The sequence below is a fragment of the Corallincola luteus genome (genome assembly GCF_004336975.1).
In the GTDB taxonomy this organism is placed as follows: Bacteria; Pseudomonadota; Gammaproteobacteria; order Enterobacterales; family Neiellaceae; genus Corallincola; species Corallincola holothuriorum.
Genome location: NZ_SJXE01000015.1, coordinates 1 through 22,438 on the forward strand (window position 1 = coordinate 1; position 22,438 = coordinate 22,438).

Genomic DNA, 22,438 nt, shown 5'->3' on the forward strand with positions numbered 1-22,438 from the left:
TGTTTCGCCAACACAGGTAACAGCTTCTGGGTGAGCAGATAGGGTGCCAGGGTGTTCACTACAAACCTGACATCTAACCCAGCAGGCGTCATAGGGTTAGGCACATTGAACACGCCAGCATTGTTAATCAGTACATCTAATGTTTGATGCTTTGCCGTTAGGTCAGCGGCAACGGCAGTGGCCAGCGCTTCCACACCTGCCATATCAGAAAGATCGGCCACATACCCCGCTACCGAGCCGTTATTCACGGCCTGCGCGGCCAGTTCGGTTTTTACCTTATTGAGTTTGTCGGCATTTCGGCCATGAAGCAGGATCCTGTGGCCCTGTGCCAACAGCATGTTGGCCGTGGCTAGGCCAATGCCATCGGTCGAGCCGGTAATCAATATGGTTTTCTGCATGTTGCGTTCTCTCTTTAATCCTACGGTGTCGAACGGTGCGCGGATCGCACCGTTCAAGCCTGTTTAACTTAGTTGATATCCTGAACCTGCATCACTAAATCTGGCCAGTTGTGCTGATTATCGATATCAAACTGCAGCCCTTTTTCATCTGCAACAGTAAAACGCTTAATTGCGGCGGTTTTACTGGTGGCCTGATACAGCCAGTAGGCTTCCGCTTTCAGCGCTTCTGCTATCGGCTTATCGATAGACTCATACACCGCTTGCTTACAGGCGTTAATTGATTCGGCTGGGAACTGTGCAATGCGCTTAGCCAGGGTGTCGACATATTCGCCGATCTCGTCCGGCTCCAGTGCTTTGTTGATGGTGCCATAGGCTTCGGCTTCGTCGGCGCTAAAGTCACGGGCACTGAGGATAATTTCGAGTGCGCGGCCCAAACCAACCTGGCGTGCCATACGTGATGCTCCGCCACCACAAGGCAAGATGCCCATACCCACTTCCATCTGCATCAGTTTGTATTTGCCCCGCGCAGCAAAGCGCATATCGCAAGCCAGCGCAAACTCGTGACCGCCACCACGGGCATATCCTTCCAGCTTGGCAATGGTGGCCTGTGGTAGTTTACTGATCCGCTCCAGCACCGCTTGCAGATCCAATAGCTTTGCTTCATCGCGAGACACCGCCTCTGTCGACATCTCTTTCAGCAGGTTGGTGTCGTAATGACACACCCAAATATCCGGGTTAGCCGACTGAAACACCACCACCTTGATATCGCGGTCACGCTCTAAGCGCAGCGCCAGCGTATTCAGATCGGCCAGCATCTCTTGCCCCTGCACGTTAACCGGGCCGAAGTCGAATGTGACAGTAAGAATGCCGCTGTCAGCGACCGCATTGAATGTAGTAAAGCCTTGGTAACTCATAATCTTTCCCTTAACTGGTTATCGGTGGCGATAGTTGTGAGTACAGCGATAAGGTTAGTTACGAGTCGGTCTATTGAAAATGAACAATATTCCAGAATCAGTTTTTAGATTTTATTGATAATCAGTCGCAACACGCGTTCAGTAGTGCGGTCAGCTCTTTGGGAACAAAGCATAAATAGAAAAGCGAACGCAACCCACTAGGCGCGCGGCAAACAAGTCTCTTACCTATCAATCATATCCGGCAACAACACTCAACTTTTACCTCTTCGACTAAAGTCCAATACCCCGTTTTCATTCCAAGGTCTAGATTTGGTTCACTGCCAAAAGCGACCGCACAACGTGGTTGCTAGAAGATGATAATAATTTTGGGGGAAGGAATGGCATTTGAATCGGACGAGGCCAAAACGGCCTATTGGAAAGCCAACCTGAAACTGATGCTGGGGTTACTCGGCGTCTGGTTTGTAGTCTCTTATGGCTTCGGCATTTTATTGGTTGATCAACTCAACGCGTTCCGCATTGGCGGGGTCAAACTGGGCTTTTGGTTTGCTCAGCAAGGCGCCATCTATGTCTTTGTGGCACTGATTTTTGTCTATGTCTGGCAGATGAACAAGCTAGACGAAAAATTTGGCGTTCACGAGGAGTAAACGGACATGGATATTCAAGTACTGACTTTTATTCTGGTTGGATTGTCATTTGCCCTCTATATCGGCATTGCTATATGGGCCAGAGCTGGCTCAACCAAAGAGTTCTACGTAGCTGGCGGCGGTGTAAATCCGCTAGCAAATGGTATGGCCACCGCGGCAGACTGGATGAGCGCGGCGTCGTTTATCTCTATGGCGGGGTTAATCTCGTTTATGGGTTATGACGGTGCGGTTTACCTATTAGGTTGGACCGGTGGTTATGTGCTATTAGCCCTCTGCTTAGCACCTTACCTACGTAAGTTCGGCAAATTCACTGTGCCGGACTTTATTGGTGACAGGTATTACTCCCAAACCGCTCGCACCGTGGCTGTTATCTGCGCCATTTTCATCTCCTTCACTTACGTCGCCGGGCAGATGCGTGGCGTCGGTGTGGTATTCAGCCGCTTTCTTGAAGTGGATATCACGCTTGGGGTGATCATCGGCATGAGTATCGTGTTCTTCTACGCCGTACTCGGTGGTATGAAAGGGATCACCTACACCCAAGTAGCACAATACTGTGTACTGATTTTTGCTTACCTGGTCCCCGCGGTATTTATCTCCATCATGATGACCGACACCGTTCTTCCGCAGATAGGTCTAGGAGCCGAATTAGCGTCTGAGCCTGGGGTCTACTTGATGGACAAACTCGATGGCTTGTCCACCGAACTTGGGTTCGCCGCGTATACGGAGGGGACGAAAAGTACCATCGACGTGTTCTTTATTACCGCGGCGTTGATGGTGGGTACCGCTGGACTACCCCATGTGATCGTGCGCTTCTTTACGGTGCCTAGAGTAAAAGATGCCCGCATCAGTGCCGGCTGGGCGTTGATCTTTATCGCCTTGTTGTACACCACGGCCCCCGCCATTGCCGCCTTTGCTCGGGTAAACATGATCACCACGATCAATGGTCCTGAAGCCCAAGGTACCAACTACAGTGAAGCCCCCTCCTGGATTAAGAACTGGGAAGAGACCGGACTGATCAGTTGGGATGATAAAAATAGTGACGGCAAAATGTTTTACGCTGGTGATGAACGCAACGAGATGAAGATCGACCGCGACATCATGGTGCTGGCTAATCCAGAGATCGCTCAGTTGCCGAACTGGGTGGTAGCGCTGGTTGCGGCCGGTGGTGTGGCAGCCGCCCTATCGACGGCGGCGGGATTACTGCTGGTTATCTCAACGTCGATATCCCACGATCTGCTGAAACGAAACCTGATGCCAGACATTACCGATAAACAAGAGCTGCTCGCCGCCCGAGTGGCAGCCGCCGCGGCTATCTGTGTCGCCGGTTACTTTGGAGTCAATCCGCCGGGATTTGTCGCACAGGTGGTCGCCTTCGCGTTCGGCTTGGCCGCCAGTAGCTTCTTCCCGGCCATCGTTATGGGGATCTTTGTTAAGTCAATGAACAAAGAGGGCGCCATCAGCGGCATGCTGGCAGGGATCACCTTTACTACTGCCTATATCGTCTACTTTAAGTTTATTAACCCAGCCGCTAACGTGCCGGAAAACTGGTTATTCAGTATTTCACCTGAAGGCATTGGTACCCTGGGTATGTTACTGAACTTTGCTGTAGCGATTGCGGTCAGCCGTATCACTAAATCCACACCGCAAGAGGTGCAGGATATGGTGGAGAGCATCCGCTTCCCGAAAGGTGCAGGTGAAGCCACCGCGCACTAAAAACGGTGTAACTGAATAGCCAACAGGCACAGGGAAGTGCTGAGGCCAATAACTAAACTTATGAGTCAGGAGCAGCAGCGATGAACGACCCGGATCAGTTTCCGGAGATCATCCAGTTTATGCAACAAGCAGCGCCTTTTCCGGGACTTCCGGACGAGGCGCTGCGTCGTTGTGTCAGTCAATTTTCTATTCACTACCTAAAAGCTGGCGATCACTCAGATCGATTGCAGGATCCGGCTATCTACTGGCTTCGTACTGGCATCGCCAAGATAACCGATAAGCATTTACGGCTCTACGATCAGCTGGAGGAAAGTGGATGTTTTGGTCTGGCTTTGGCTGGCTTACCCGACGATGCCAAACTAACGATTGTCGAAGATGCGCTGGTATATCGCCTCTCTCAGCAGGATGCACAAACATTAGCGACCGAGCATCGCGTATTTAAGCAGTTTATTCAGCAAAGTTCCTCCCGTTACCTTCGTCATGCCAACAACCCCATTCAGGAACAGGTACTTAATCTGTCACTGCGGCAGTTTATCCGCCGCGAGCCTGTCACCATCAGCCCCGACGCCAGCGCACAGCAAGCCGCTCATCTAATGAGCCAGTTGCACGTGTCTTGCCTGCCGGTGCAGCAAAACGGACATCTACTCGGCATTATTACCGACAGAGATCTTCGCGCCCGCTTAGTCGCCAAGGGGTTGCCAGCAGACACTCAAGTCAAACAGGTGATGTCCACGCCCGTCGATACCGTAGATGCAAAACAGCAGGTAATGGACGCACTACTGCTGATGTCGGTAAAGCGGGTACATCACCTGCCTATTATCGATGGCAAACAACTGGTGGGTATTATTACCTCCACCGATCTGATGCAACTGCAGCAGCAATCACCGATATTTATTGCCGGAGAGATCGCTCGGCAAACCGAGTTAGCAGGCCTAATTAGTTGCTGTAAACGCATGCCAGAATTCCTGATCCAACTGATGGCCGCCAATGTCCAGCCCGAGCGCATCGGCGCTGTACTGTCGGGAATATACGATAGCGTGACACAACGCTTGTTAGCATTAGCCGAAGCGCGTTTTGGCCCACCACCACAAGCCTATTGTTGGGTTGTCTTTGGTAGCCACGCCAGACAAGAGCTGCACTTAGCCAGCGATCAAGACAACGCGCTGCTTCTGGCGCAGGAGCCCAGCGCAAGTGATTCAGCCTATTTTGATGAGATGTGCCGCTGGGTGTGTGATGCCCTCAATGCCTGTGGCTTGGTCACCTGCCCCGGCAATATTATGGCCAGTAACCCTGAGATGCGCGGCTCAGTTAAGCAGTGGCAAAGCAAATTTGAAAAGTGGCTACAGCAGCCCACACCACAAGCATTGCTAAAATCAAACATCTTCTTCGACCTACGCCCTTTGTTTGGTGAGATGGGGTTAGCCGACATTCTCAGCCAACAGATCGCCAAGCAGACCCAAAATAATCAGATGTTCCTCGCCATGCTGGCACAGGTAGCTGCAGCCAACAGCCCACCACTGGGCTTATTTGGCCAACTAAAAACCGAAAAAGATCCGTTGCGAGGCGCCTGTGTTGACCTGAAAAAAGCTGGGCTTTCACTGCTCACCGATGTCGCCCGCCTTTATGCTTTGGCCTCTGGTACGCCAGCCGTACAAACACTCGAACGCCTGGAGGCTGCTGTCGACCAGGGTAAACTGTCCAGCCAAGACAAAGATGAGCTGACACTCTGCTATCAACGATTATTGACCTTCAGACAGCAACAGCAACAAACCGATCTGCAGCACCAGCGCAGCAGCGGCAATCTTTTGGCCGTCGACCAACTAACGCCATTCGATAAACATCAGCTAAAAGATATCTTCGCCGTGCTCGACCGCTGCCAACAGGCGATCTTGCTTAAATTTGCCGGAGGGCGCGGTTGAACGCCTTGGCGAACCTGCTTCCCTTAGCGCTATGGCGGCCTTGGATTCGTTGGCAAAGTCAGCGGTTATCCCCGCAGCTGCCCGCCCCCTTGCGGGACTATTACCAAGGGGTTGCCGATGCGGTCACTGGCAATATTACCGAGGCAAAACTGCTGGCGCTGGATCTGGAACTCACCGCGCTGACACCGGACAAGGGCGAAATCGTATCGGTCGGCTGCGTGCCAATAGACAACTTAGGTATACAGCTTGCTGGCGCTCAACAATGGATAGTGCAACCCAAAGGAGGAGTAGGTGAAAGCGCGGTCCACCATCAATTGACTGACACCGCAGTGAATGCCGGTGAAGCATTGGCTGGAGTGCTGCCGAAATTGCTGCAACAAGCAGAGGGGCGTATTCTGCTGATCCACCACGCAGAGCTGGATCTGGCGTTCATCAGGCAAGCGTTACAGGCAGAATATGGCTTAGTACCGCCACTTCCAGCGATCGACACCATGCACTTGGCGGCGGCAATACAGCGCTATCACCACCCCGAGCAACCACCCAATCGATTACGCCTTAGTGAACTGCGGCAAGATTACCAACTGCCCGCCCATCACGGCCATCAGGCATTAACCGACGCCATCGCCTGCGCGGAACTCTTTTTTGCGCAATTGAGTCATCGATACCAGCAAGCACCCGATGTTTCTGCTTTACTTTCAGCAAGATAATAACCATTGATGCACGACAAGTGATAACCAACGCCGATGCCTGATCACCCAATACCCGATCATCAACTCTCAGACTGGCTGCTGTTTCTTTTTAGTATCGGCTATATCGGCCTGCTGTTCTTACTGGCCTATCTCGGCGATAAAAAGATTATTGTTTTTCGTGGCCAGTGGCGCGGCATCATCTATGCCTTATCACTCACTGTGTACTGTTCATCCTGGAGCTTTCTTGGCACAGCGGCTCAGGCCTCTACCGATCCGCTGGCGCATCTGCCGATCTATTTAGGACCCATACTGCTGTTTCTGTTTGCCTGGCCATTGATCCAGCGGATGATCCGCGTCAGCCACAAACTGCGTATCACCTCCATCGCCGATCTTATCGCGGCGCGGTTTGGTAAATCACAGCCGGTGGCTATGTTAGTCACCGTGGTTGCTCTGTTCGGTACCACCCCCTACATCGCGCTGCAGATTAAGGCCATTGTACAAAGCTGGCTGACCGTGGCACCTGACTCAGCATCACCGCAATTTGCCGCACTGGTTGTGGTTAGCCTGCTAGCAGGGTTCACGCTTGCTTTTGGCCTGCGCAATATCTCGGTCACCGAACGTCATCCGGGCTTGATGCTGGCTATCGCCTTTGAATCGCTACTTAAATTAGGCGCGTTCATTATCGTCGGCGGCATCGCCATCTTTCTGCTGCTGGACAGCCCCAGCATCGACGTGCAACGGGTCGCCCAACAAAGCATCGACAATATCGACCTGTCAGCGCAACTGCCCTCATTCATGGCCTCGTTGGTGATGGTGATGGCGGCATTCCTCTGTTTGCCGCGACAATTTCAGGTGATGGTGGTTGAGTGCCGCTCGCCAAGAGACACCCGCAGCTCGCGCTGGCTATTTCCCCTCTATCTGCTGGTCTTTGCGCTGTTTGCCATCCCCATTGGCCTTGCTGGTAAGGCGTTGCTAAGTAGCAATGTCGCACCAGACAGTTATGCACTGTTGTTACCCAGCGTCATCGGCGCAGACAATCTAATCATTCTCTCGTTTCTCGGCACCATATCCGCGGCCAGCTCCATGGTGATCGTTTCCGTGTTGGCACTGGTCACCATGATCAGTAATGAACTGCTGATGCCCCTGCTATTCCGTCGCGGCGATAACTCCCGCAATGACAGTTTTAACCAATTCAGTAGCGGCTTACTGAATCTGCGCCGCTCATTGATCGTGGCGGTGATCGTGCTCGGCTACTTTGCCTACTACCTGTCTCCTCCGGATACACTAGCCACCTTAGGTAACATGGCCTTTGGTGCCTTAGCCCAGCTGGCACCCGCTTTGTTGGCCGCTTTTTACTGGCCAAAAGCTAATCGCACAGGGGTGACCTTGGGTTTAATCCTTGGCTTAGGCTGTTGGCTCACGCTACTGGTATTTCCCCACTTCGGCTGGATCGAGATCCCGAAGGACCCCATGGGCATAGCCACTGACTCCGCGGCCTCGGTGACCCTGATCAGCCTGATGTTGAATGTGTTTGGTTTATGGTTAGGTAGCCAAATCAGTCGTCCCAACGTGATCGAACGGATCCAGATCGGCCAATTCTTAGAACACCATGAAGCCACGGGTGACACGCCAAAACACAAGCAGGTGACTCGCCGTGAGCTACAAGCATTAGCGGCACGTTTTATCGGCGAAAGAAAAGCCCTGCAAAGCTTTGCTGACCTGAAGTTACAACTCCCCGCAGAGCAATTAAAACAACCGCAAGTCTGGTTGAATCATACCGAACGTCTGCTGGCTGGCGTCATGGGCAGCTCTTCGGCCAGCCTGCTACTGAACTCGTTGATCGAGGGGCGGGAGCTGTTAGTGGATGACGTTGCGAGATTTGTCGAAGACGCCTCCAGTGAACGACTGCAATTCAGCCAGGCGATGCTGCAAGGTGCTATCGATAACGCAGGAGAAGGGATCTCGGTGATCGATGAACACCTGCGTCTGGTCGCCTGGAATCAACGCTATATCGATCTCTTTAACTATCCTGACGAGCTGCTGAAGGTGGGGCAACCGGTCGAGAAACTGATCCGTTTCAATGCCGAGCGCGGTTTCTGTGGTGACGGAGATATCGAACAACAGATCAAGAAACGACTTTATCACTTAAGCCAACGTACCCCCCATACCTCAGAGCGGCAACTGCCCAATGGCCGCGTGATCCGCATTCAGGGCAATCCGATGCCCAATAGCGGTTTTGTTATGACCTTCAGTGACATCACCGATTTCCGTCGGGCGGAGAACTTCCTCAAAGCGGCAAACGAAGTACTGGAACAGCGCGTACAAGCACGAACCTCGCAACTTGAATCAGCCAACCAAGAACTGGCGCAGCAAAAGAAGATAGCGGAACGCGCTCACACCAATAAAAGCCAGTATATGCGAGCAGTGAGCCACGATCTGATGCAACCTTTAGAAGCTGCGCGGTTATTTGCCTCGGCATTGCAGGAGCGTCATACCCTGTCGGAAGATCAGCTGGAATTAATGACCAAGCTGACACAATCCTTAGGTAATGCCAGTGTTCTGCTGCAGGATTTAGTCGAAGTCGCTCAGATAGAGAGCGGCAAGCTTAAACCACAACTGAGCTGTACCTCTTTAGTCGATCTGCTGTCTTCACTGGTCACCGAATTTTCTGCGCTCGCCTGCAAATACCAGATCGATTTCCGCCATGTGCCGTCACAACTCTCAGTGACCACAGATGCCAAAATGCTACGCCGGATCTTACAAAACCTATTAGGTAACGCGTTTCGCTATGCCCACGGTGGCAAAGTGTTGCTCGGCGTTCGCCGCCAAGGCAAGCAGCTGCAGATCCAGGTGATAGACAATGGCCCCGGCATTGCGAAAGAGTTGCAGAGCTCAATCTTCGAGCCCTTCACTCGCGTGCAACAGCAGAATACGACGTTGGCAGACAGTGGCTTAGGCTTGGGTCTGAGTATTGCCAAAGGGATGGCCGGGCTGATGAAGCACACAATAACGCTACGCTCACAACCACAGCAAGGTTGCTGCTTCGCCATCACAGTGCCGATCTGCAGCAAACAAACACCATCGCAAATGGCAACCGCTGTTCCCAGCACATCGGTGGCAGACCTGCTTGCTGGCGCGACCGTGCTCTGTGTCGACAACGAACCCGCCGTACTGCAAGGTATGACCGCCCTGCTAGAGGGCTGGGGCTGCCACGTACTACAGGCCGACAACCCGAAACAGGCCATCGCGCTCGCCAGCGAACAAACACCGCAACTGATGTTGGTCGATTACCAACTTGAAGCGGAGATGGACGGCCTGAGCCTGATGGATCAGATCCGCCTACATACCGACGTTATCGTACCCGGCGTACTGATCACCGCCGCTGGCGAACCGGGATTAGCACAGAAAACGGAAAAGCAGGGTTATCATTTTATGCGCAAAATGATTAAGCCAGCGAAGCTGCGCGCACTGGTATCTCGCTTGCTGGTGGTTTCACATGATGATGCTTCTACATAGCAAAAGAGTCTTAAAAGAGGCCCATAAACTTCCTAAGAGAAGAGCCAGCAAGAACGTCATAAATAGTAGTATTTTTACTCTCCATCAGTTATAAAACCATGCTACGTGGATGCTATTATCACTTAAAACTCAATTGATTACTGTATAAGGATGTACAGATGAACAAGCCACCACTCTCTAACGATATCGTTTTTTCTGCACCTAATAAAAATCTCTACCGCATGATGGTTCGGCCATCTACCAAAATCGTGATCATCGCTGAAGCGGGTCATTGGAATCGTGCGCACTCCCATGAAGTAATCAAGGCCATTCAACAACTAAAAAAGCTGGGATTTAACCAGTTAGGTATGGAAGAGTTTCCATCTGACCTAAATGAAAAATTAGCCGCGTATTCAAAAAGTGGCGCTCATGCAACCGAGCTTTACGCACATCTGGAAGAGTACTTTTACAGCAATAAAGGCTATTACGTTGACCTAATGAAAGCAGCACAGAGCATGGGGATAACCATTGTTGGCCTAGATATGCCCTATAAGCACTTTATTGATAACTCCAACCCTGGAAAAGAAGAACACTTGAACAGAAACAAGCATATGACCGCAATCATCCAAAAATACACTCTGTCATCAGGAAAGATCATTGCTTTTATGAACCACTATCATGCCATAACAGACCCTTTCTTGGGTTATGGCGTAAAGAATCTTCTATCTCAAGTTGGTGCTCACAGCATTGTTATCGACCTGGCCGGAGGAATTAATTGCACTTCCCGAATTCAGTGCGACAACGAAGCATCTGAAGACAGCGAACATAGTTGGGTCTTTCAAAAGCAATTACATCAAAAGCGCTTTTTCTTTAAAAGCAGTGGAGGCGTAAATGGAGCCGATTTCATATTGCACCTTCCTCAAGTCCCCATGCCTAGTACTAATGTAACCAACTAAGGCGGCAACCTATGCAAAGACGTGCAATCGTTTTATCGCTAGCGATGTCACTATCTGGCTATGCGGCAGCAAATAGCTCTGGCGAGACCGATGACATCAGCTCTCCCAGTTATTTGTACCAAATGGCTGCTGCATGCGAATACCACGTTAATAAAGAACAATTACTCAAAGCCAGAGATATATGCTTAAAAGCAGCTAAAGCTGGCGCTTGGCGGACACCGATAATTCTAAATAAGTTGGAAATAGAACAACTTGCCATCAGGCAAGCAGAGCATCAATGGACTGAGAAGGAGAAATATGATCTGGAAAACCTATGCTACCACTACATTGTAAATGCCCAACCTTGGGAGGCTAGAGATGCATGTAGAAAAGCAGCAGATACAGGTGATTGGAGATCTCTCGGTCTACTTCGCAGACTTGAAACTCAATATAAATTTAAGATTAGACCTTAGTTTTTTCGTCCCATGAATCCAGCAATAGGCCAAACATCAGTTTGGCCACCCATCGCGTAATCAAACCCATCACTCACTCTCAAAGATCCAGCATATTAGCCATTCCCAACCTTGCCTCCCCATGGCATGCTGAAACGAAGCTGCCTGCAACTGATGTCGTAAATAGAACGAAGCAGCTAATTAAAACAATAAGTTAAAAACATTCCAGAGAGAGTTCATTTATGAAATGCAAAACAGTCACAGGGATCATGCTGGCGCTAAGTTGTGCTATATCCGGCATTGTAGACGCGGCAACCACCGTACTCACCGCAGACCATATGCTCGATGTGCGCAGTGGCAAGCTACTAAAACAGCGTTATATCGTTATTCAAGATGAACGAATTACGGCGATCACGGCGGATAAATCCACGCTACCGAAAGATGCCAAGCTCATCGATCTGGGAGACAAATACCTGATACCCGGCTTGATGGATATGCACACCCACCTGATGGGCACGTTGGATAACAACTTCTACGCACCACTGTTTCAGTCCCCCCACCGCGCCGTCATTGGTGGCGTGGTTAATGCGCAAAAAACATTGATGGCGGGTTTTACCGTCGTGCGCGATGTTGGCGCCAGTGATTTTCAGGACGTAGCACTGCGTAACGCGATAAATGCCGGAGAAGTGCCGGGACCAAGAATGGCAGTATCGGGCCCTGCGCTAGGCATTACCGGTGGCCATTGTGATGACAACGTGCTCAACCATTCATTTGAGCAAAAAGGTGATGGTGTTGCCGATGGTCCTTGGGCGGTACGCCAGATGGTTCGTCGCAACGTAAAGTATGGTGTTGACCTAATCAAGTTTTGCGCCACTGGAGGCGTATTTTCCAAAGGGACTGTCGTTGGCCAACGCCAGTACACATTGGAAGAGATGAAAGCGATCGTGGATGAAGCCCACACTCATGGTCGCATCGTTGCTGCACACGCCCATGGTACCGAAGGGATCCGTTTTGCCATTGAAGCCGGCGTAGACTCCATTGAACATGCCAGCTTTCTCGACAAAGAGACCATCGCCATGGCCAAGGCTAAAGGCACTGCGCTGTCGATGGATATCTACAATACCGAATACACCCTTGCCGAAGGTGCCGCCAACGGCGTACCAGAAGAGAACCTAAATAAAGAGCGAGAAGTCGGCACTATTCAACGTCAAAGCTTTAGCAAGGCAGTAAAAGCCGGCGCCTTTGTGGTTTTAGGATCTGATGCAGGTGTTTACCCCCATGGCGACAACGGTAAACAGCTAGCCCGCATGGTGAAATTCGGTATGACACCGATACAAGCCCTGCAAGCGTCAACCATAAAACCCGCAGAGCTGCTGAATTGGCAAGCTGATGTAGGCGAGATTAAGCCAGGGCTGTATGCCGATATCATCGCCGTTGACAGCAACCCGCTAAGCGATATATCGACCGTTGAAAACGTCAGCTTTGTCATGAAAGGTGGCGTGGTTTATAAGCAGTAGTCACCACACCAATACCGTTTAAATAGCACCGAGATGGTCAGCCGTGCCGTTAGGGCGACGGCCATCTCAATCGTCAATAGATGGTATATCGAAGAGCCGCTTAATCTGTTGCCGATGGCTCGGCATTGTCACTGCTATCAGCCACATCAGCCGCGCTAGATGAACTCTGTTCTGTGGCAGACGCTTCAGCTAATGCCAACTTTTCCCTTTCAGCCTTGGAGATGTATCTCGGCTTATTGGTACTCTTCTGCCGATCAACCTTGCGCTTCAGGCGCTTCTTCAGCGTTTCATTTATCTTCTTTTTGCGGTTCATAAGGGTAAAGCTCTAGCAGCGTGATTGGCGCGTATTGTAGGCGTTTATTGATAGCATGGCGAATGTTTAGAAACGGCTAATTTTAGAAAACTTTAAGATGTACCATTTTCTTCGCAATGTCTTTCAACAAGTTACATCTAAACAAAAATTATAATCATAATATTTATTAGTTAACCCTATACCAGCACCTATACTGACCCTGTAGCGCCCACGTCAAATGGTAGTCTCGTGAATAGCATTAGACTAAAGACAGCGTCATATTCAATATATTTTCAACTCACAAAAGGTCAGGTGAAGATTAAATTTATTTGTAGTTCTTTACTCCACTTGTTGCCGTCTAAATATACTGTCTAGCTCTTTGAATTGTTTAATCCTATTGAAATTATTCAACATTTCCATAGGACATAGGAAGATGATTAAAACATGGAATGGTGTTCGTCGAATTGCGTTTATACCGGTTTGGAACAATCAAGTTGATTTTGAACCCCCAGCCAACTGGACTGAGCTAATCCAAGCCCGCGCTTTCTATGACCCTGACGCCGCATCAGGTTTAGACCTTTCATTACAACGTTACCTGCAAATCATGTCGTCCGGCAGAGCACACATTGAGGGAGCGGTGTTTCCGGTCGTTGAAGCCAGTGATGACGACACCATGGGTGCCGCGCTGAATTCCCTTCCCCCCAATCACGGGTATGACCTAGCGGTAGCGGTCTTGCCACACTCAACTGGGCCACATAGAGGCGGATTTGCCTGGATGGGCGGTGCAGCAGTCAATGGCGTTTCGGACTTCGCCAGGGTCGCGATGTTCGATGATAGAGAACTGGGTCGAACGCAAAATATAGGCGTGTGGGCAATGGAAGTGCTTCATATCGTCACCTATTTTGGTGATCTATATAATGTCTCCCCCCAGCTCAATCGCTTTGATGTGATGGCATGTGGCTGCGGCACGCACCCGTCAGCACACACAAAATCCCATATGGGTTGGCTAAGTAGCAATGCCATTAAAGTTCACCCATTAGGCAAAACAAAAAATTACACGCTGCACGCTGTCTCCCTATTTCAGCCGGCCCCCTCATGGCGAGCTACCGCCGTCAGAATTGAGTCAAAAAACGGCCCGGGTCATTTTTTAGTTGAATGTCGGCTTGCGATAGATGAATACGATGGCAGTAGTGCGGTTTCTCAAGGAATAGTAAGCGAAGGGGTCATTGTTTATGAAGTACAGGGAGAGACAGAGGTCTATTTAAAAACGCCGACAGCATTAAGGGCTGGTGAAAAATTTGAAGACGAAAGTGAAGATCTGATTATTTCAGTGACGGATTCTGCGGCCAACGGCTTTGTTATACAAGTTAAGTCCAAAGGAAAGAATCGATGTGTTCAACTATTTGAGCAGATAAAATCAATCAAACTGTCACTGGAAGTCGAAAATGACTTTTTCAGAAGAAAGCAATTGATCAGTGAATTAGTTAAAACACAAAAGGAATACAGAACTCAGCAATGCCTGATCTTAGAAAATCCCGCGACCGAAGCCGTAATGACGGCTGCACCTTCCAGTTTAAATAGAACGGAAGAAAAACCTGATGATGTTAAAAGGCCGAGTATTTCTGAATGCAAAAAGGAAGATTGAGATAAAACAGATGAGGCATTAGCGGCCATGCATCGCTAACCATATTTAACGATGCATGGCGAAGTAAAATTCATAGCCGCACATGACTATCTGCGGGCAAACTGAGGCACTATTTTCGCCTTAGCGATGTCAATCATCTATAGGCCTGTCGTTTCCTTATCAAGGTCCAGATGACTTAGGGCGATCACCGCCTGCGTGCGGTTGGTAACGCCAAGCTTTTTAAAGATAGCAGTCGCATGCGCTTTGACCGTCGCCTCAGAAACTTCCAGTTCAGGGGCTATCTGTTTGTTCAATAAACCTTCAGCAAACATCATCAGGATGCGGTATTGCTGCGGCGTCAGTGAAGCAACTTTTTCAACCATATCGTCAGCATCATGACCTTTCGGTTTCAAAGTACCCTTGTCGGGCACAGAGATGCCACCGTCGAGCACAGTTTGTACCGCTGCAACCATCGCTTTTGCTGACAATGATTTAGGGATAAAACCGCTGGCACCGGATTGGATGGCACGTTGTATGGTGTCGAGATCTTCGTATGCAGAAACAATCACCACCGGCAGATCAGGGTAGTGGCTGCGCATATGGATCAACGTAGAAAAGCCATGGGCACCGGGGATTTTCAGATCCAACAACAGCAACTCGATCTCTTGCGGCATATTCAGGCGCCGCTCTAGCTGCTCCACGTTTTCCGCCTCAAGCCACTCAACATCGGGAAAGGCTGGCTTCAGACTTTCCATAATCGCTTGCCGAAACAACGGATGATCATCCGCCACTAACCAGGTAACTGCTTGACTCATATGCTTGCGATTCTAATAATTATTTGTTCTCAACCTAGCCCATTAACGGCAATATAAAAAGTGTAAAACAATCGCGTTGTGATATGCGTAGACTCCCGCTTGCCTAAACTCTGTCGATATACCACCCCATTACCCCCTTAATTTTTATCAAGATTATTGTGACCACAAGCACCACTTTGACGGGGTTAGGATTGCCTCTGACCGGTGTTACTAGCACACTGAAAAGATAGGAATAATAAAAGAGTGTCTAGAAGGCGCAGATAACATGGACAAGAGAACACTTTCTATCATCCTTCCCGGCTTGCTTATCGCAGCCACCGGCGTTGGAGCCGGAGACTTAGCCACCGCAGGGTTTGCCGGTAGCCACCTGGGGGTCGCCGTATTATGGGCGGTTGTATTAGGTGGCCTGCTGAAGTTCGCTTTAACCGAGGGGATCGCCCGTTGGCAATTGGTCAATGGTGACAGCCTGATCGACGGTTTTGCCCAGCGCTTTGGCAAACCTTTTGTTTATATCTTTCTTGCTTACCTCGTACTCTGGTCTTTCTTTGTTGGCTCGGCGCTGATCAGTGCCAGCGGTGTGGCGATGCATGCGCTGTTCCCGGTGTTTAGCGCAGGCACTGGAAAAATTGTGTTTGGTATTACCTGCAGTCTGTTGGGGTTGTTATTGGTCAGAGCCGGCAACTTTGCCCTGTTTGAAAAAATCATGGGCTTCTCGGTCGCCATTATGGTGCTGATAGTCTTTACCACCGCGCTTATCCTTTGGCCCGGCAACACCCAAGTGCTATCAGGTTTATTTATCCCCTCGATCCCAGATGTTGATGGCAAAGGGTTAACCTGGACGGTCGCGCTTATTGGTGGTGTCGGCGGCACACTGACAATCTTCTCCTACGGCTACTGGATCCGTGAAAAACAGCGTATCTCACGAGAAGATATTGCTACCTGCCGTATCGACTTATTGGTGGGCTATGCCGTAACGATTCTGTTTGGCCTGTCGATGGTGATTATCGGCAGTACGGTCTCGGTTGAAGGTAAAGGCAGTGGCCTTATCATTAACCTCGCTGCCAGTCTGGAAACCGCACTAGGCACGACGGGTAAATGGATGTTTTTGGTGGGAGGCTTCTTCGCCATCTTTAGTAGCTTGCTGGGCGTTTGGCAGGCGGTGCCCTATATGTTTGCGGATCTAGTTAAACACTTAACGCCAGCAGGCAAAGAGCAGACGACCAAGTTAGCAGACAGATCCAGCTACCAACTGTTTCAGTTAGCCCTGGCGCTGCTCCCGATCATGAGCCTCTGGGTAAGCTTTAAAGAGGTGCAGAAAATCTATTCAGTATTTGGCACTTTCTTTATGCCATTTCTGGCCATCGCGCTGCTCTACTTCAATAACCAAAAAGGGATGAAGTCAGACAAAAACAGCATGCTATACAATGGCATGCTGCTTATCACACTGCTGTTTTTTTCATATGTGGCGTGGCAAAAGTTCTTTGGGTAAACGCTTTGTCACAGGCTCGTTAAGGTCAGAACCGAAAGAGTATGATGCAAACCTTCTCCCATAATGGGAGAAGGTTTAGCGATGAAAAATCACTTCTTCATCCAGGTACCATCGGCAGCCTGAATAAACTGCCCTGACGGGGTTTTATCAATCGCTTTCTTCCCAGCCAACACCGCGACCTGTTCTAACGTCAGCTGGTTTTGCTTGGCAATCTTTGCGTAAGCTTGCTGGCGTTTAGCATTAATATCGGTGACAAGTGCAGACACATCATCTGACGCTACGACAACCCCCAGGTAACCATCTAATTGCTCACCGACCAAGCCTTGAGATTTAGCTGCGTCCAGCGTTATGGCGGCAAACACTGAAGCACTCAACAGCAGGGCTAACAACCCCATAGATATCCGTTTAATCATAATGAACTCCTTAGAATAAATCTGAATCGTCACTGAACAGATCGTCCAGCTCTTTATCGACTTTAACCTTAATCTCGTGCTCGATTTTGACATTAAGGTTGATGGTTATTGGCTTCTCAGGGGCGGCGAGCTCCACCCTTGGCGTGCATGCGGCGGCGAACATTAACAAACACCCCATGATGATCAGGCGTTGTCTATTCATACTGGCTCCTTTGCCACGATGGTCTGACTGCTCCCATCGTTAGTTAATTAGATAGCTAGTTACTTAGCTAGTCCCAAAGTTATTTCTCAAGCTGTTGCTCTATCTGCTTGCGGAAACTATCGCCCATTCGTAGGCTTTTTAACAGCTCATACAGATTCTCTTGATGGCTATAATTCAGATGTATCGGTCTGGTTTCGTTCGGATTGCGACCATGGACAACCGCTTTAATATCCGCCAGACCATCAGCTTGCATCGAGATATCGGCACTTAGCAGATTAACCTGCATCTGCTTCAGGTTATTTAACACCAAAGCAAGCGACGGATTAGCTAGCGCATATTGGTCAATCACCTTCGGGTCGCTAACCACAATATCAACCATGCCCCGATTAACCAAACGGCCGTTCTGTATACTCACGCCTGCCTCAGAAAGCTGCAACGGTAACATGGCATCTAGCTTACCTTTCAATGCCACCACTGGCTCTGATTGCAAAGCAGCAGCTTGTTGCAGATCCAACCCGCTAACCGACACCGCTTGATACTGCTGCGACGGATAACTTAACTTCGGCGCCGTCACATGACCACCAAGCAGATCAACACTGAGATCTGTCACCACGGCTTTTTGCATGTCAGCAGATTGTTCAAATACCCAATCCGTGCTTGCTTGTTGCATTGATACACCGGTATACACCTCCCCCGCTTTCATCTGCCCCTGCGCATTAATAACAAGCGCGTCGTTGAGAGTCGTCGTAAACTCAGTTGCAGTTATATCAACCTGCTCAAACAGCATTCCCGTGTATTCACCGCTAACCTCTGACAGGGTAAATCTGCCATCAATCTCTGGCGCTGGCGCTATCGGTTGCACCGGCTCCCCAGCCTCCTCTACCACTGGCAAAATATTCAGCGCCTTAAACTCGCCACTGAATCGCCCGTCACGTAAGGTAAGAACAGGGTCGATCAAGGGTGCAAACGGCGTGATATCAAGCGCGTTTATCGAAACCTGGCCACGATTATCTGCAAGCACCAGCTGCCCGGCGATGGTTTGCGGCAACGCCTGCGGAGACTCAAGGCTAAATGCCTGTTGCAGTGCATCAGCCACAGGACTGGCCGAGTAGTCGACGAGAATGTCGATAGGCTGATTCAAGTCATACGGCTTTAACCGCGCAGACACCTGCGGCAAAGGTAGCGGATCTAAGCCCCATTGCGCCGAGGTGGCACTGCTGTTGAGCTGCAACCAAGCCGTCTCAGGCTGTGGCAATAGCGCAAACGGCGTCGCCAATTGACTATGCAATTGCCGTAAGACAAAGGGCTTGCTAGCGCCAGCAGTAGGTTCATGCTCAGTCATTGATGCCTGCTTTTCGATATCCGCATACAGGTCAAAACGATGCAACATCAGTTCTGGGGCAGATAACAGTCCATCTAAGCGCACCTCCGCCATGCTGTGGCCATTCACCGACACGGCATCTTGATGATAGGTTAACGGCGATACCAATGAGGCGATACCTGCCACGCGAGCGCTTGCCAATTCAGTCTCCAGGGCAATATTCAAGGATGCGGGCTGCTCGGCATCAGCGCCATAGGGGTGAGCAATGGCCAGGTCAATCGCAGCAAGCAGTGAGCTTTTCTCAAGATCAAACATCCCTCGGCTATCGGGTTGTATGCTTACCGTCACCGTCTCGGCCTGCTCCCCGAGTAGTACCCCCTGCCACTGCGCCTCTCCTTGATCGACAATGAATACTAACTGCTTGGTGTCACCCGCCAGCTGGGTAGACAACTGATAACGCAGCGGCGTATCCGCTAGCACCCCACTGCTCTGCCAGTGCCCAAGCAACGCCATATCAGCAAAGCTCAACTGGCCATCAAATTGCTGCTGATTGTTTGCCAATAATGGATGTTGGATCTGCCCAGTTAGTTTCGTCTGCGCCTGTTCGTTATTCACCTGTAACTGGCCAGAAAATTCGGCGGAAAGAACGGACTGAGAAGCGGCAGGCTCCTCGGCACTCTCATCGTTATCACTTGCCCCATATTGGGTAACGATTACCTTAGGCAACAACTCCACGGAGAACGGCTTAAGCGTCAACGTCCACGGCGCGGTCAGCTCTGCGATCATGGCTGGCTCCGTCAAGTTCACCTGATTATGGCTAGGCTTGAGCTGTTGATAACGTGCATTAAGCTCACCGGATAATGGGATCGCCTTGCGTCCCGTCAACTCGTCTTTCGGCAACACCTGTTGCAGATCACCGATACTGGTCAGCGTAACGACCACCGGCTGAGTCGCACTTAAATCGGCACTCAGATCTGTCGATACCTCTAGTGCCAACTCATAGTTGGGCCAATCAAGTTCAATTTCGCTATCAACCAACAACGGCGAAGGCTGATTAGCCAGCGTTGCTTGGCTGATCTGCAACACTTGCTTGTCTCCATCCCCCGAGACAGAAAACGGCAGATGGATCTTAGGTGACGGATACCAATCCAACGCACCGGATAACTGATAGTTAAGCCCATCGCTTTGCTGCAGGGTACCTCCCAATTGCAGCTGCCACTGCTCGGCTAAGCCGGTCGTCAGTGAAATCACTTCCTTGTTGGGAGACCAATGAAAATTAAGATCAACTGGCCACTCTTCACTTAACAAAGTGGGCAGAGATTGCGTCGCGGTAAGCAGGTTGGTTTGAGGATAAAGAGAACCACGGAGCTGCAAACCGTTCTCACTTATCTCGACTGCAACTTCACCACGCCCCCACTGCTCCACCACCAGATGAGTGACATCAAGCTCAATCCACGACAACCACAGGGGCAAATCAATGCTGGCCCCCTCACCGCCATCGTCGGCCGGTGATGAGTCATCAGAGCTACCTGCGGCAGTAGCTGTGTCCTGCAAGCAAGCTTCGGCAACAAATACCGAATCGATCAGCATTCGTAATCCACGTCCTTTGTCGCCAACAAACTTGCGCATGTGGGATGCATCAAGCTGCTCAATATCGATATAGCATGCCGTCCGTTGCGGTGACTGCCAACGTAATTGCACAACAGAGATCTGTAGCGGATCCAGCTCAATAGAAACCTGTTCGACGCTAACCGATGTCGGCCAATAGAATTTCCAAACTACGGCCACGGCCAGTGCCGCCAAAAAGCTCAGCACTGTCACAATGACACCTAAGAAAATGCCAAATTTCAGCCAGCGGGAGGACAACAACGGTGATGTCTCGGAGGTCATTAATAACTAAAAAGACAGGGTTAATATCGTTATACAGTAGCATACACGCGACACGTAATATGCTGTCGAACAGTGGAATTATCGACGAATTTGTAACGGCTTGCGAAGCAGTTACAGGTCAACGGCCATAGTTAACAGCCATCGGTTCCCGAGTCACCAGATGGCCGTAACCTATCACTCCAGCACGCCGTCCCAATAGTCCGTTCGTTCTCGCATCTCCTGTTTCACTGCTTCAGGAAGCAGATCATCAGCACGACTGCTGGTGCGGATCTGCCAGCCACCACCAAGCGCTTTATAGAGATCAACCAAATTAATCGCCACCGCGCCTTGAGTGCTGGCAAGGAGATCTTGCTGATCACGTAACGCAGTGAGGTTATTCACCACGGTGTCAAAATCGACCAAACCATCATCATACTGTACCTGTGACAGTGTCACTGAACGTTGCGCCGCCTCCGTCGCCTTAACATACCAGGCTAACTGCTCCTGACTCACCAGATAAGAAACGATCGCATTTTCAATCTCGGCCTGGGCACTCAACACACTATTTTGGTAGTCAGATTTGAGCTGCTGAAACAGCGCATCTTGCAGCCGAATGTTGCCCTTGATGCGACCATAGTTCCATAGATTCCAAGAAAAGCCTGCACCAAAATTCCAGCTACGTGAGTCACTTTGGAACAGGTCTGTCAGCTCATTGTTACCACTGTCGGTGCTGGCAAAACCAATATTTCCGCCCAAGGTAAAGGTCGGATAAAGATCGGTAATAGCAAAACCTATCTGCGCGCTTTGCGCGGCTAACTGACGTTCCGCCTGACGAATGTCTGGGCGACGACGAATGAGATCTTGCGGCATGCCAATGGCTATTTGGGCTGGTGCGGTAGGAATGGCTCGAGGCTCACCCAAGAGCTCTCGCACCTTGCTTGGCGGCTGTCCCAACAGCAGTGATAGGTTGTTCTTAAGCTGGGCTAAGGCAATCTCAGAGGAACTGAGCGTAGCTTGTGAATTGTAAAGTAAACCTCGCGCCTGTTCCGGATCCAGTTCGGTCACCAAGCCACCTTCATAGCGATCTTCGGCGATCGTTAAACTGGCACTCTGTACCTTGATGTTATCCCGCAGGTAACGCTGGCGTTCCTCCAAGGTACGTATATTCAGATAGGTCTGTGACACCTGTGCTAACAGGGTGATCACCACACCATCGTAACTAGCAACAGAGGCATCTAATTCGGCGGAAGCTGACTCAACCAAGCGTTGAAAGCGGCCCCAAACATCAGCTTCCCAACCCAATCCAAAACCCAGGTCATCGCTATAGAAATTACGGTCAACACCTGGGCCTGTGCTATTCGGCGCTAAGCCTTCACGACCGATGCCGCCGCTTAAGGTTTGGGTCGGATATTGTTGTCCCGCGGCAATGCGTAGGTTTTCCTGCGCCTGAAGTACACGTAACCCAGCAGAACGCAGGGTTAAGTTGTCAGCCAAGGCTGCAGTAATCAAGTTATCCAGAACTGGATCGTTAAACGATGACTTCCACCATTGAGGATCTGTTGGTTCGGTGGCTGACAAAGCAGGATCTTTGGCCTCCAACCAATCCATTTCAACCCGACTGTCAGGTTCAACATAATCAGGCCCTAACGTAGTACAACCCGACACTGCTAAAACTACCGCCAGATATACCGCTGACTTAGCCGTTGGAAACATGCGCTTCATATCCGATCCCTCGTC

Annotated in this window: 18 protein-coding genes; 10 read left to right on the forward strand and 8 right to left on the reverse strand. The window is 50.3% G+C overall.

Going from position 1 to position 22,438, the window contains the following annotated elements:
- Positions 1-398, reverse strand: a 398-nt coding sequence (locus tag EZV61_RS18455) for an SDR family NAD(P)-dependent oxidoreductase (RefSeq protein WP_131417480.1), incomplete at its 3' end; no start/stop codon positions are given.
- A 68-nt stretch (positions 399-466) separates the two neighbouring features.
- Positions 467-1,312, reverse strand: coding sequence for an enoyl-CoA hydratase/isomerase family protein (locus tag EZV61_RS18460; RefSeq protein WP_131417482.1), 846 nt, complete (start codon positions 1,310-1,312; stop codon positions 467-469).
- A gap of 377 nt (positions 1,313-1,689) precedes the next feature.
- Between EZV61_RS18460 and EZV61_RS18465 the strand changes: the two genes are divergently transcribed.
- The 8 genes from EZV61_RS18465 (at position 1,690) to EZV61_RS18500 (ending at position 12,676) form a co-directional block, all read left to right on the forward strand.
- Positions 1,690-1,956, forward strand: coding sequence for a DUF4212 domain-containing protein (locus tag EZV61_RS18465; protein ID WP_114339564.1), 267 nt, complete (start codon positions 1,690-1,692; stop codon positions 1,954-1,956).
- Between the two features lie 6 nt (positions 1,957-1,962).
- The gene (locus tag EZV61_RS18470; RefSeq protein WP_114339563.1) at positions 1,963-3,669 is read left to right on the forward strand and encodes a sodium:solute symporter family protein; all 1,707 of its coding nucleotides are present in this window, start codon (positions 1,963-1,965) and stop codon (positions 3,667-3,669) included.
- An 80-nt stretch (positions 3,670-3,749) separates the two neighbouring features.
- Positions 3,750-5,588, forward strand: a complete 1,839-nt coding sequence (locus EZV61_RS18475; protein WP_131417484.1) for a DUF294 nucleotidyltransferase-like domain-containing protein — start codon at positions 3,750-3,752, stop codon at positions 5,586-5,588.
- Complete coding sequence (locus tag EZV61_RS18480) at positions 5,585-6,295, forward strand: exonuclease domain-containing protein (RefSeq protein WP_165569663.1); 711 nt, start codon at positions 5,585-5,587, stop codon at positions 6,293-6,295. Before EZV61_RS18475 ends, EZV61_RS18480 begins: the two co-directional genes overlap by 4 nt.
- A 36-nt stretch (positions 6,296-6,331) precedes the next feature.
- Positions 6,332-9,793 carry a hybrid sensor histidine kinase/response regulator gene (locus tag EZV61_RS18485; RefSeq protein WP_131417488.1) on the forward strand — a complete coding sequence of 1,154 codons (3,462 nt, stop codon included), beginning with the start codon at positions 6,332-6,334 and terminating at the stop codon, positions 9,791-9,793.
- Positions 9,794-9,951: 158 nt separating this feature from the next.
- Complete coding sequence (locus EZV61_RS18490; RefSeq protein WP_131417490.1) at positions 9,952-10,728, forward strand: ChaN family lipoprotein; 777 nt, start codon at positions 9,952-9,954, stop codon at positions 10,726-10,728.
- Between the two features lie 11 nt (positions 10,729-10,739).
- Entirely contained in the window at positions 10,740-11,180 is a 441-nt protein-coding gene (locus tag EZV61_RS18495) for a hypothetical protein (protein ID WP_131417492.1), read from the forward strand.
- 221 nt (positions 11,181-11,401) lie between these two features.
- Positions 11,402-12,676: a Xaa-Pro dipeptidase gene (locus EZV61_RS18500; protein ID WP_114339559.1), complete on the forward strand. Its 1,275-nt coding sequence runs from the start codon at positions 11,402-11,404 to the stop codon at positions 12,674-12,676.
- A 100-nt stretch (positions 12,677-12,776) separates the two neighbouring features.
- Here the strand turns inward: EZV61_RS18500 and EZV61_RS18505 are convergent, their stop codons facing one another.
- Positions 12,777-12,989, reverse strand: a complete 213-nt coding sequence (locus EZV61_RS18505) for a DUF2986 domain-containing protein (RefSeq protein WP_114339558.1) — start codon at positions 12,987-12,989, stop codon at positions 12,777-12,779.
- Between the two features lie 412 nt (positions 12,990-13,401).
- Between EZV61_RS18505 and EZV61_RS18510 the strand changes: the two genes are divergently transcribed.
- A complete protein-coding gene (locus tag EZV61_RS18510) occupies positions 13,402-14,613 on the forward strand; it encodes a hypothetical protein (RefSeq protein ID WP_131417494.1) in 1,212 nt (403 codons plus the stop codon).
- 137 nt (positions 14,614-14,750) lie between these two features.
- Here the strand turns inward: EZV61_RS18510 and EZV61_RS18515 are convergent, their stop codons facing one another.
- Positions 14,751-15,407 (reverse strand): response regulator transcription factor, encoded by a 657-nt coding sequence (locus EZV61_RS18515; protein WP_131417496.1) that lies wholly within the window; start codon positions 15,405-15,407, stop codon positions 14,751-14,753.
- 265 nt (positions 15,408-15,672) lie between these two features.
- On the opposite strand from EZV61_RS18515, the gene EZV61_RS18520 reads away from it, so the two are divergent.
- The gene (locus tag EZV61_RS18520; protein ID WP_131417498.1) at positions 15,673-16,896 is read left to right on the forward strand and encodes an Nramp family divalent metal transporter; all 1,224 of its coding nucleotides are present in this window, start codon (positions 15,673-15,675) and stop codon (positions 16,894-16,896) included.
- An 89-nt stretch (positions 16,897-16,985) separates the two neighbouring features.
- Here EZV61_RS18520 and EZV61_RS18525 read toward each other — a convergent pair whose 3' ends face one another.
- The 4 genes from EZV61_RS18525 to EZV61_RS18540 all read right to left on the reverse strand — a co-directional run bounded on the left by EZV61_RS18525 (position 16,986) and on the right by EZV61_RS18540 (position 22,423).
- Positions 16,986-17,309: a YdbL family probable chaperone protein gene (locus EZV61_RS18525; protein ID WP_114339551.1), complete on the reverse strand. Its 324-nt coding sequence runs from the start codon at positions 17,307-17,309 to the stop codon at positions 16,986-16,988.
- Between the two features lie 10 nt (positions 17,310-17,319).
- On the reverse strand, positions 17,320-17,511 hold the full coding sequence (locus tag EZV61_RS18530; protein WP_165569664.1) for a YnbE family lipoprotein: 192 nt from the start codon (positions 17,509-17,511) through the stop codon (positions 17,320-17,322).
- A gap of 79 nt (positions 17,512-17,590) precedes the next feature.
- Positions 17,591-20,653 (reverse strand): intermembrane phospholipid transport YdbH family protein, encoded by a 3,063-nt coding sequence (locus EZV61_RS18535; protein WP_165569665.1) that lies wholly within the window; start codon positions 20,651-20,653, stop codon positions 17,591-17,593.
- Between the two features lie 243 nt (positions 20,654-20,896).
- On the reverse strand, positions 20,897-22,423 hold the full coding sequence (locus tag EZV61_RS18540) for an efflux transporter outer membrane subunit (protein WP_131417502.1): 1,527 nt from the start codon (positions 22,421-22,423) through the stop codon (positions 20,897-20,899).
- Positions 22,424-22,438 lie beyond the last annotated feature (15 nt).